General features: G+C 34.7%; 10 protein-coding genes. 3 read left to right on the top strand and 7 right to left on the bottom strand.

The window, feature by feature from the left end:
- Nucleotides 1–108: 108 nt before the first annotated feature.
- Nucleotides 109–2511, bottom strand: a complete 2403-nt coding sequence (locus tag ACNQGX_RS04300) for a heavy metal translocating P-type ATPase (RefSeq protein ID WP_417974339.1) — start codon at nucleotides 2509–2511, stop codon at nucleotides 109–111.
- A gap of 109 nt (nucleotides 2512–2620) precedes the next feature.
- On the opposite strand from ACNQGX_RS04300, the gene ACNQGX_RS04305 reads away from it, so the two are divergent.
- The gene (locus ACNQGX_RS04305; RefSeq protein ID WP_417974341.1) at nucleotides 2621–3301 is read left to right on the top strand and encodes a Crp/Fnr family transcriptional regulator; all 681 of its coding nucleotides are present in this window, start codon (nucleotides 2621–2623) and stop codon (nucleotides 3299–3301) included.
- Nucleotides 3302–3606: 305 nt separating this feature from the next.
- On the opposite strand, the gene mazG is transcribed toward ACNQGX_RS04305, so the two are convergent.
- The 3 genes from mazG to def form a co-directional block, all read right to left on the bottom strand.
- Nucleotides 3607–4389: a nucleoside triphosphate pyrophosphohydrolase gene (mazG, locus tag ACNQGX_RS04310; protein ID WP_417974343.1), complete on the bottom strand. Its 783-nt coding sequence runs from the start codon at nucleotides 4387–4389 to the stop codon at nucleotides 3607–3609.
- A gap of 81 nt (nucleotides 4390–4470) precedes the next feature.
- Nucleotides 4471–4950 (bottom strand): DUF5606 family protein, encoded by a 480-nt coding sequence (locus ACNQGX_RS04315; RefSeq protein WP_417974345.1) that lies wholly within the window; start codon nucleotides 4948–4950, stop codon nucleotides 4471–4473.
- A gap of 89 nt (nucleotides 4951–5039) precedes the next feature.
- On the bottom strand, nucleotides 5040–5627 hold the full coding sequence (gene def / locus ACNQGX_RS04320) for a peptide deformylase (protein WP_417974347.1): 588 nt from the start codon (nucleotides 5625–5627) through the stop codon (nucleotides 5040–5042).
- Nucleotides 5628–5823: 196 nt separating this feature from the next.
- On the opposite strand from def, the gene ACNQGX_RS04325 reads away from it, so the two are divergent.
- Nucleotides 5824–8037 carry an FUSC family protein gene (locus tag ACNQGX_RS04325; protein WP_417974349.1) on the top strand — a complete coding sequence of 738 codons (2214 nt, stop codon included), beginning with the start codon at nucleotides 5824–5826 and terminating at the stop codon, nucleotides 8035–8037.
- A 65-nt stretch (nucleotides 8038–8102) separates the two neighbouring features.
- On the opposite strand, the gene ACNQGX_RS04330 is transcribed toward ACNQGX_RS04325, so the two are convergent.
- The 3 genes from ACNQGX_RS04330 to ACNQGX_RS04340 form a co-directional block, all read right to left on the bottom strand.
- Nucleotides 8103–9599, bottom strand: a complete 1497-nt coding sequence (locus ACNQGX_RS04330) for a malate:quinone oxidoreductase (RefSeq protein WP_417974351.1) — start codon at nucleotides 9597–9599, stop codon at nucleotides 8103–8105.
- Nucleotides 9600–9718: 119 nt separating this feature from the next.
- The gene (gene ruvX, locus ACNQGX_RS04335) at nucleotides 9719–10135 is read right to left on the bottom strand and encodes a Holliday junction resolvase RuvX (protein WP_131916339.1); all 417 of its coding nucleotides are present in this window, start codon (nucleotides 10133–10135) and stop codon (nucleotides 9719–9721) included.
- Between the two features lie 22 nt (nucleotides 10136–10157).
- On the bottom strand, nucleotides 10158–10892 hold the full coding sequence (locus ACNQGX_RS04340) for a class I SAM-dependent methyltransferase (RefSeq protein WP_417974353.1): 735 nt from the start codon (nucleotides 10890–10892) through the stop codon (nucleotides 10158–10160).
- 144 nt (nucleotides 10893–11036) lie between these two features.
- On the opposite strand from ACNQGX_RS04340, the gene ACNQGX_RS04345 reads away from it, so the two are divergent.
- On the top strand, nucleotides 11037–11852 hold the full coding sequence (locus ACNQGX_RS04345) for a 2,3,4,5-tetrahydropyridine-2,6-dicarboxylate N-succinyltransferase (protein WP_417974355.1): 816 nt from the start codon (nucleotides 11037–11039) through the stop codon (nucleotides 11850–11852).
- Nucleotide 11853 lies beyond the last annotated feature (1 nt).

Here is an 11853-nt window from a genome sequence, read left to right on the forward strand (position 1 = left end):
TGTGTTAACAAAGTTACTTTGACGTTTTCGAGTAAAATATGACATTTGTCATACTTATTGACATATGTTAAATTTATGTGAAAGCGCAACTCAAAAACTTATATAATTCTATTTTTTATTTGCATAATAACTACTCATCACCGTTACAAAACTCACAATGGTTATTGTACTCAAAGGCATGATAATAGCTGCTACCAAAGGCAATAAATTACCTGTAATAGCAAACGATAATCCCACCACATTGTATAATAAGGATAGTGCAAAACTCATTTTGATGGTCGTTATGGAATTCTTGGATAATTTCAAGAAATAGTTCAATTTTTGAAACTCATTGGCATCCAAAATAGCATCACAGGCCGGTGAAAAAACATTCACATTTTCAGAAATTGAAATCCCAACATTACTTTGTGCCAAAGCTCCGGCATCGTTCAATCCATCGCCCACCATCATTACGTTTTTACCTTTGTCCTGCAAATTTTTAATGAATTCTAATTTTTGTTCCGGTTTCTGATTGAAAATTAATTCCGTGCCTTTCGGCAAAAGTTGTTCAAGAGTGGCACGTTCGCCTTCATTGTCACCAGATAAAACCTTGATTTGATAGTTGCTGCTTAAGTTCCTGAAAAGCTCTTCAAGCCCTTCTCTGTATTGATTGTTAAAAATGAATTTTCCGTAATAAACATCATTGATCTTTATGTGAACCGAGGTATTCCCCTCCCCGGCCCTCCCCGAAGGGGAGGGAGACGAAACGGATAAAAGAGGTGCGCAAAATTCTGCGGAGCCAATTACCATTTTATTATTGCCTATAATCGCCTGAATCCCTTTTCCTATAATTTCCTGAAAATCATCCAATTTTAATCTTTTAACTTCCGGCAAATAATCATACAACATTCTGCTCAAGGGATGATTTGAAGCCCGTAATACATTTTTTATCAGCAACAAATTCTCATCCGAAAGAACGGTTCCTTCATAGGAAATATTCGATTTTTTATTGGTGGTAATCGTTCCTGTTTTATCAAAAACAATCGTATCTACTTTCGCTAATTGTTCAATGACCAAAGCATTTTTGAGATAGAATTTCTGCTTTCCTAAAATTCGTAATATGTTCCCAAAAGTGAATGGCGCTGTCAATGCCAAAGCACAGGGACAAGCAACAATAAGCACTGCCGTAAACACATTGAAAGCGGTATTGGCATCAATAAAAATCCAGTATCCAAATCCTGCAAAAGCAATCAGTAATAAAATAGGCGTAAAATAACGGCTAATGCTATCGGTAATCGTTTTGTGTTTTTGCTCTACATTTTTCTGGAACACATCATTACTCCATAATTGCGTTAAGTAACTTTGGGAAACAGAATGTAAGACTTCCATTTCGATAACTTTCCCTATTTGTTTTCCGCCTGCAAATACTTTATCACCGGATTGTTTCGTTATAGGAATCGCTTCTCCGGTAACAAAACTATAATCGATTTCTGCTTTTTCAGAAATTAAAATCCCATCAACCGGAATGAGTTCCTGATTTCTGATGAGTAGTCTGTCGCCTTTTTCAACTTCGTAAATCGCCACACTTTCTTCGGAGGCATCTGCATTAATTTTGGTAATTGCTATTGGAAAATACGATTTAAAATCCCTTTCAAAACTCAAAAAACTATAGGTTTTGATTTGGAACATTTTGCCTAAAAGCATAAAGAAAATCAATCCGGTTAAGCTGTCGAAAAAACCGGAACCGTAATCCATGACAATATCAAACGTACTTCTCACAAACATCACCACAATTCCTAAAGCGATGGGAATATCGATGTTGAGCATTTTGGTTTTGATACTTTTATAGGCTGAAACATAATAGCCACTTGCCGAATAAAAGAAACTCGGCAACGCTAAAGCAAAAATCAACCAACGAAAAAAGCCACGGTATTGGTCTAACCAATATTCTTTCACCTCAAAATATTCCGGAAACGAAAGCAACATGATATTTCCAAAACAAAAGAAAGCAACGCCTAATTTATAGGTTAAACTTCTATCTACATTATTAGTCCCCGTTTCATAGTTTTCTAAACTGATGTAGGGTTCGTAACCAATAGAACTCAACAAATAAACAATCGTTTTGATAGAAACTACTTCAGGATTGAAAGTAATTCGGACTCTTTTTTCAGGAAAATTAACCTGAGAAGTGCTTATTCCTTTTTGAAGACGCTGTAGATTTTCCAAAATCCAAATACACGAGCTACAATGAATATGAGGAATGTTAAGTGAAATAATTGCGGTTGAATTTTCTTGAAATTCCAAAAGTTTAGATACAATACTTTCATTGTCTAAAAAATCATATTTACCATTAATGTCTTGAGGGGTTGCTCCAGGGGATTTTTCAAAATCATAATAACAAGTCAAATCATTGAGACTAAAAATTTCGTACACCGTTTTACAACCATTGCAACAAAAATTTCTCGCGTCAAAAATAATTTCTTCTTCTTTTATAATATCTAAACCACAATGGAAACAGTTTTGTGTGTCCATAGCTTTGCTCATTTTACCTGGAACAAAGGTCATCAATTGAATAAGTTAAAAATATGATATTTGTCATATTAAAGAGTTAGTTTTGTAATGCAAATAAATCACACACAATATGAGCAAATGCGAACAATGTATCGTCAGAGAATTTAGCTCTTTAAAAGCACTTACTAAAGAAGAATTAATAAAACTTTCCGACTGTAAAACATCCCATATTATAAAAAAAGGGGAGGTTATATTTGAAGAAGGAGAAAATGTGAATGGCATTTATTGTATAAAAGATGGTATTTGTAAACTGACTAAACTCAGTGCAAATGGTAAAGATCACATTGTAAAATTGGTTACAAAAGGAGAATTACTGGGGCAACGTTCCATGATTAGTGATGAACCGGTAAATCTAAGTGCTGTAGCTCTTGAAGACATGCAGGTTTGTTTTATTCCAAAGTCAGAAGTGATGGGATACTTTGACAAGAACAATCAGTTTTCGATGAACGTGATGAAAACTATTTGCGGTGATCTAAAAGAAGCCGATGATCACATGGTCAATTTAGCCCAAAAAACAGTCAAAGAAAGATTAGCCGAAACGCTTCTTTATTTGCATGATACCTTTGGGAAAAACAAGGATAATTCTTTAAAAATACAACTTTCCAGAGATGAACTAGCCAGTATGATTGGTACTGCCACTGAAAGTTGCATCCGTTTATTATCTGATTTTAATAAATTAGGTTTAATTGAATTGAATGGCAAAAAAATTGTTTTGAAAGACATTAATGCCCTAAAAAAAATGGCGGAGTAATTTTAATCATTTAGGACTGTTCACTAAAAAAATGAACACTATAATTTTTTCGCTTCTTCCCAAAATTGAGTTATTTGGAAATCATAGATTTCCAATTCCTATTTATTAGGAAGCCGCTTCGCCTCTTCCCAAAATTGAGTTATTTGGAAATCATAGATTTCCAATTCCTATTTATTAGGAAGCCGCTTCGCTTCTTCCCAAAATTAAGTTATTTGGAAATCATAGATTTCCAATTCCTATTTATTAGGAAGCCGCTTCGCTTCTTCCCAAAATTGAGTTATTTGGAAATCATAGATTTCCAATTCCTATTTATTAGGAAGCCGCTTCGCTTCTTCCCAAAAAACATCCATTTCAGCTAAAGTCATATCCATTAGGGGTTTTCCTAATTCTCCTGCTTTACTTTCCAAGTATTGAAAGCGTTTGATGAATTTTTTATTGGTACGTTCCAAAGCATCCTCAGGATTTACATTTAAAAATCGGGCGTAATTTATCATCGAAAATAAAACATCGCCAAATTCGGCTTCAATTTTATCCTGATCGCCTGCTTCAACCTCAACTTGTAATTCTTCCAATTCCTCTTGAACCTTATCCCAAACCTGATGCGATTCTTCCCAATCAAATCCAACTCCTTTTACTTTATCCTGAATTCGGCTTGATTTAACTAATGCTGGTAAACTTTTTGGAACGCCTTCCAGAACGGACTTTTTGCCTTCTTTCAGTTTCAGTTTTTCCCAGTTTTGTTTTACTTCTTCCTCATCTTTCACCTCCACATCACTATAAATATGCGGATGGCGATGAATTAACTTTTCACAAATTTCATTGCATACATCAGCCATGTCAAAATCGTTCGTCTCGCTTCCTATTTTGGCATAAAAAACAATATGCAATAACAAATCCCCTAATTCTTTTTTGACTTCGTTTAAATCGTTGTCTAAAATAGCATCGCCTAATTCGTAGGTTTCTTCAATGGTAAGATGACGCAGGGTTTGCATGGTTTGCTTTTTGTCCCAAGGACATTTTTCTCGCAAATCATCCATAATGTTTAATAATCTTTCGAAAGCTTGCAGTTGGTTTTGTCTTGAATTCATCAGAAATGGTTTTTGGTAAAAATAAAAAAATCCTGTCCAGAAAAATAGCTGAACAGGATTAAATAGTATTTTAAAGTAAAATTATTCTTTTTTAGCTTTTGCTTTTTTTGCAGGAGCTTTAACTTCGGCAGCAGGAGTTTCTTCAACAACAGCAGCAACTTCTTCAGCAACTGGGGCTTCATCTACAACTAATCCTTTTGCTTGAAGCATATTATACCAGTTTAAAACTTTTTTGATATCAGAAGGATATACTCTTTCTTCATCATAATCCGGTAAAATTTCTTTGAAATAAGCCGTCAAGGTAGCATTATCTTCTTTATGTGAAATTGCTTGACCTTTGTTTTCTTTATCAGCAATTTTTTGCATGATTTCAGCTAATGGTTTTTCGCCTTCATACGTATAAATTGAAATTTCCGACAATAAACTCACATTGCTTTTCAAGTTTACTGTGATTTTTTTTCCATCTAATAATGATTCTGCTACAAACCCAGTACGTGTTTGTACTCTTAATACATATAAACCCGGTTTCCCAGAAATGGCTAATATTTTTTCTAAATTCATGTTTTGTGTAATTATTATTAAGAATTTGACTTATTTATTTTTTCATTTAGAACCAAAAATCATACCAAGATAAAGCAGTAAAGACTGTTTTATCTTCCTTTTTTACCAAAAAATTTCATTCGGTACTCTTGGAATGTTTTTCCTTCCAAAATGTTTTTTAGTTTCTTTTGAATCAATCGTTTTTTTAATGACGAAATTTTATCTGTGAATAAAATTCCTTCAATATGATCGTATTCATGTTGGATTACTCTGGCAATCAATCCGTCAAAAACTTCGGTTTTCATTACAAAATCCTCTTCGCAATATTCGATTGTTATGGTTGGATTTCTATATACATCCTCTCTAACATCCGGAATACTCAAGCAACCTTCATTAAAACTCCATTCTTCACCTTCTTCTTTTATCATTTTTGCATTGATAAAAGTTCTTTTGAATCCTTTTAATTCTTTTTGTTCAGCATCTTCTAATTCATCATCATCACTAAAAGGAGTTGTATCGATTACGAATAAACGAAGTGCCAATCCTACTTGAGGTGCGGCAAGTCCAACACCATAGGCATTATACATCGTTTCGTACATGTTAGCAATCGTTTCTTTCAAATTAGGATGTTCTGGTGAAAGAACGGCTCCTACTTTTCTTAAAACGGGATCGCCATATCCTATAATTGGTAAAATCATTATTGTTATATTAAGTATTATCTACTATAAATCGGAATAAGTTTCCTTTTAATTCAGTCTGCAAAAATAGTAAAAAAATAGACAATGAATAATCCTGTATTGATAATTAGTGTTTTTTTACCATTTAGGCAAAAACAAGGCAAATTATTCTTTGAATGAGTCACTCAATTCTTACCTTTGTTTGCAATCCAATTGTATGATTTACAAAATCCGAAAATTTACCGACAGCACGTATTTCACCAATGCCTTAAAAGTAACAATAGCTGCAGTTATTCCAGTTGTACTGTTTTCTTTTTTAGGCAAATTCGAAATAGGTTTTACAATAGCTTTAGGAGCCTTTTTTACCTATCCAAGCGATATCCCAAGCAATCTGAAACATAAAACAAACGGTATTCTGGTTACGGCTTTACTTGTTGCGGGTGTTAATTTGTTAGTGAATATTATGCATCCTTATTCCTGGATTTTCTATCCTTTTTTGGCGGTATTAATTTTTCTGATAGCAATGATTTCTGTCTATGGACAACGCGCTACCATGGTCTCATTCTCCGCTCTAATTGCAGTTTCATTAGCATTTGCAAGCATCAATACCGGTTGGGCTATGGTACAACATTCCGTTTTAATAGTATCCGGAGGGTTATTTTATTTGATAATTTCTCTTGTTTTCTATTACGTAAGACCACATCGCTATATTGAATTACAAATTGCTGAATGCATTAAGCTTACTGCTAAATATTTAAAACTAAGAGGTGATTTATGGACCATTAATGCTGATAAAAAATCCATTATTGAAAAACAATTGCACCTTCAGGTTGAACTGAACACCATTCACCAAAATATAAGAGAGGTATTGATCAGCAGTCATACTACTACCGGTTCTTCGAATCAAAACCGCAAAATGCTTCTGGTTTTTATTTCATTGGTAGAAATTCTTGAACTGGCATTATCTACTGCATTCGACCATGATAAATTGCATCAAAAATTTGACGACCATCCAAAGGTGTTGCTAACGTATCAAAGTTTAGCCTATAATCTTGCCGCAAGTTTAAAGCAATTGTCCAAAAGTGTAAAAAAACGAGCTAAATACATTTCCAAACATACTTTACTCAATGATCTGAATGCCTTACAGCTTGCCATCGCAGATTATGAAAATGATTTAGGAAAAGTTCCCGCTTCCGAAGGTGTTTTTATGCTCACCACCATGCTCCAGTATGCCGAAAAACAGGTCGAAAAAATAAAAATTGTCGAACGGGCTTTTACACTTGCTTTTAATTCTCAAGATTTTAAAGGAATAGATAAGGATTTAGAAAAATTTCTGACGCCACAATATTATCCTTTGAGCACTTTGATTGAAAACCTGAGTTTTTCCTCTACTATTTTCAGACATTCATTGCGACTAACCATAACATTGATGGTTGGCTTTATTATTGGAAATTTTTTGCCGTTTCAAAACGTATATTGGATTTTACTCACCATAATTGTAATCATGCGACCTGGTTATGGTTTGACAAAAGAGCGTTCTTTTCACCGAATATTTGGCACTGTTTTAGGCGGATTGATTGCCTTTGGAATTCTTTCCTTGGTAAAGGACAACATTATCATCAGTATTCTTTCCATTCTTTGCATGTTATTGGGATTCTCCTTTACGCAAATAAATTATAAGGTGAGCGCCACGTTTGTCACCATGTATGTCGTTTTTATTTATGGAATTGTAACCCCTAATATTGTTGATGTAGTTCAATATCGAATACTGGATACCGTTGTGGGGGCTGTTTTGGCTTTTCTTGCCAATCACTTTTTATGGCCTTCTTGGGAGTTTTTAAATATCCCAATGCATTTGGAGAAATCCATTAAAGCAAATCAAAATTACCTAAAGGAAATTTCCGTTTTTTACAATAAAAAAGGAACTATTTCTACTTCGTACCGTTTAGCCCGAAAAAATGCTTTTATCGAAATAGGTAATTTAATGGCTTCTTTCCAAAGAATGGTGCAAGAACCAAAATCGAAACAAAAGCAATTACCACAGGTATATAAACTAGCGATACTTAATCATTCATTGCTATCTTCATCAGCTTCGTTGGGAACTTACATCCAATCGCACAAAACTACATCAGCTTCTGAGGCATTTAATGTTGTAGTCGATACTGTCATTAGAAATCTGGATAATGCGATAGCACTTTTGAAAGAAAATGATTTATATCTAAAAGAAAATCTCCCAAAAGAAGATTTAGCCATGCGATTTACGGAATTAAAAAATATTCGAGCCAAAGAATTAAAAGAAGGAATTCCTATTGATGAAGAAGCGTTTCAATTGAAAATGCAGGAAGCACAATTGGTTATAGAGCAATTAATCTGGTTGACTAATCTTTCTGAAAATATTTTAAAAACTACAAAAACATTAATGGAGTCTTAAAGAAAAAAGCGCTGGAATTAGATAATATCTAAAATCCAGCGCCTTTTATTTTATTTCTAACTTTTCTAATTATTCAGTTTTAAAACAGAGGCAGTATCTTTCCTGATTTGATCCAATAAAGCTGGATTATCATTCAAAGTCTGACCATGAGATGGAATCATCACTTTTAATTTTTCCTGCCATTCCGGAGTTGCCATTTCTTCTTTGAAACATCTTCCTATTAAATCTACCATAATAGAAACAGCAGTTGAAGCACCAGGAGAAGCTCCAAGTAAAACAGCTAAAGATCCATCAGCAGTTGTGATTACTTCGGTACCAAACTCTAGTATTCCTCCTTCTTTTTCGTCTTTTTTTATCACTTGCACGCGTTGTCCTGCACGTTCTAATTTCCAGTCTTTAGATCTGGCACCAGGAACATATTCTCTCAATGCATTAATCCTGTCTTTAGGAGACTGACGCACTTGCTCAATCAAATATTTTGTAAGTGGTATATTTTTAATACCTGCAGCAACCATGGGAATGATATTATCCGGTTTTATGGATAAAGGCAAATCCGAATACGAGCCATTTTTTAAAAATCGAGTAGAAAAACCTGCAAAAGGTCCAAAAAGCAGTTGCTTTTCTCCATTTATCATTCGGGAGTCAATATGTGGAACTGACATTGGTGGTGCACCCACACTTGCTTTTCCATATACTTTTGCCTGATGCTTTGCAATTACTTCGGGATTGGTACATTTTAACCACTGTCCGCTTACAGGGAAACCGCCATAGCCTTTTCCTTCGGGAACGTTTGCTTTTTCTAGTAACGGCAATGAACCGCCACCAGCACCAATAAAAACAAATTCAGTATATGCTTTTCTTTTTTGGCCTGTAGCCAAATCAGTGATATTTATTTTCCAAGATTTATCCGTACGTTGCTTCAATTTTTGGACTTCATGATTGAAATACAACGTAACTCCATCCAATTTAGTCAAATAACTAAAAATATTTCGGGTTAATTCTCCAAAATTCACATCGGTACCAATGGCCATTGAAGTTGCCGCTACTTTCTCAGATTCATTTCTACCTTCCATAACCAGAGGCATCCATTCTTTTAATTGCGCAAAATCAGTACTGAAAACCATTTGCTTAAAAAGAGGATTCGAATGTAAAGCCTCAAATCTTGTTTTAAGGTATTCTACATTTTTCTCTCCCCATACAAAACTCATGTGAGGAATACTTTTAATGAAATTTTCAGGTGATGAAACTTTTCTTTGTTGCACTAAATAGGCCCAAAACTGTCTAGAAACCTCGAAAGATTCTGCAATACTGATTGCTTTTTTCGGGTTGATGCTTCCATCTTCACTTTCTGGAGTATAATTAAGCTCGCAAAAAGCAGAATGTCCAGTTCCGGCATTATTCCATGCATCAGAACTTTCGGCAGCAGCCATATCTAATCTTTCGTAAATTTCAATCTTTATATCGGGTTGTAACTCTTTTAGGATTAAGCCAAGAGTGGCGCTCATTATTCCAGCTCCTATAAGAACTACTTCACTTTGCGAACGAATGGTTGTATCGGGCATAACAAAATTTTAAAGTGCAAAGATACTTTATATATGCAAAAAAAATGTAACAAATTATTGTTAAAAAGTAAGGAATTACAAATCTATTTTAGTCAATTGACTGGCTTTGAGTTGAATTTTTAAAACATCTTTCGAGTCAAATAATCCTGAAGCATTATCGTTGCCGAAATCTCATCGATAAGTGCTTTATTTTGACGCTGTTTCTTGCTAAGACCGCTGTCAATCATCGTTTGAAAAGCCATTTTTGAAGTAAACCGTTCATCTACCCGAATGACTTTCATATCCGGAAAATGATTGGTAAAATGCGTTACAAAACCTTTAATGATGGAAGCACTTTCCGATGGTTCACCGTTCATTTGTTTGGGTTCGCCAATAAGAACAGCTTCTACTTTCTCTTTGGAAAAATAGTCCTTCAAAAAAGCAATTGCAGTTGCAGATGGAATGGTTGTCAGCCCTGAAGCTATGATTTGCATTTCATCGGTAACGGCTATTCCTGTTCGTTTTTGTCCGTAATCTATGGCGAGAATTCTTGGCATTTTTTATTTTTTTCAAAGATAACTATTTTAATTTTCCAATTCTTAGCAACAACGGAAAAGTCACTCTCTTATCGCTTTTTTGCCAAGAGGCTTTCAAATCATCATAAATCAAATCCAAAGGATTTTGATTGTTTTTCGAAATATAATGCTGCGTAGCTGACCATGTTTCCAAATACCCCATAAGCTCATCAAAAGTCCATGTTAGTTTATTTTCGAAAGGTTCCGCAACAATTTCATCAAACGGAAATGGAATCGTTTTGTAATTTTTATCCAGATACTTTCGCTCGGCATCCCAATAGGGACCTATTATATTGTGATAAAAATTTCGCAATATCTTATCCGAATCCGCATTGGTAGAAAACAATCCATACCCCAGAACAGCAAAAATCCCTTCGGGTTTTAAGATTCGGTAAATTTCTTTGTAAAACGAATCAAAATCAAACCAATGAACTGCTTGCGCTACGGTAATTAAATCAAATTCCTGATTTTTGAAAAAAGTATTTTCAGCAGCAGCAATTTTATAAATGATATTCTCTGCAGAGATGGCATTATCAAGTTGGTTCTGGCTAATATCAATTCCATACACCGTTTCAAAAAATCTCGAAAGTTTGTGTGCGATTTGCCCATTTCCGGTTGCAATATCAAGCGCAACCCCTTTATTTTTGACAAATGAAACCAAATAATTAGTCATTTCATCTGGATATTGTGGTCGAAACTTAGAATACTCAGAAGCTTGTTTGGAGAAATTATCTTTCATATTCCTATGATTTTCATTTATTCGTCTAATTTACAACATTTGGTAACATTAAACGTATAGCAAGTTAAATCTGTAACATTTTCAAATCAATTTGCGTTTTTGCTTTTAGTTAAAAAACATATCTTTGTCAAAAATCTATCAAAAATGAATCCATTACAAACAATTATAGAACAAGCTTGGGAAAACCGCGCTTTGTTACAAGAAACTACAACTACTGATGCTATCAGAGAAGTTATCGAATTATTAGATACCGGAAAATTACGTGTTGCCGAGCCAGTTGGCGAAGGATGGCAGGTAAACGAATGGGTAAAGAAAGCGGTAGTGATGTATTTCCCTATTCAGAAAATGGAAACATGGGAATCTGGAATTTTCGAATACCATGACAAAATGTTGTTGAAAAGAGGCTATGCCGAGAAAGGAATTCGTGTAGTTCCTAATGCTGTAGCGCGTTACGGTGCTTATATTTCAAGTGGTGTTATTTTGATGCCAAGTTATGTAAACATTGGTGCTTATGTAGATGAAGGAACTATGGTGGACACTTGGGCAACCGTAGGAAGTTGTGCACAAATTGGTAAAAACGTACACTTAAGTGGTGGTGTTGGTATCGGTGGTGTTCTTGAACCATTACAAGCTGCTCCAGTTATCATTGAAGACGGTGCTTTTGTCGGTTCCCGTTGTATTGTTGTTGAAGGTGTTCATGTTGGAAAAGAAGCCGTTCTTGGTGCCAATGTTTGTTTGACTGCCTCAACAAAAATCATTGATGTTACTGGTGAAACTCCAGTTGAAATGAAAGGTTTTGTTCCTGCTCGTTCAGTAGTCATTCCTGGAAGTTATACTAAAAAATTCGCTGCAGGTGAATTCCAAGTACCTTGTGCGTTAATCATTGGCACACGCAAACCTTCAACTGATTTGAAAACCTCATTGAATAATGCTTTACGTGAATATGACGTAGCAGTATAGA

The organism is Flavobacterium glycogeni (assembly GCF_048286775.1).
GTDB lineage: Bacteria > Bacteroidota > Bacteroidia > Flavobacteriales > Flavobacteriaceae > Flavobacterium.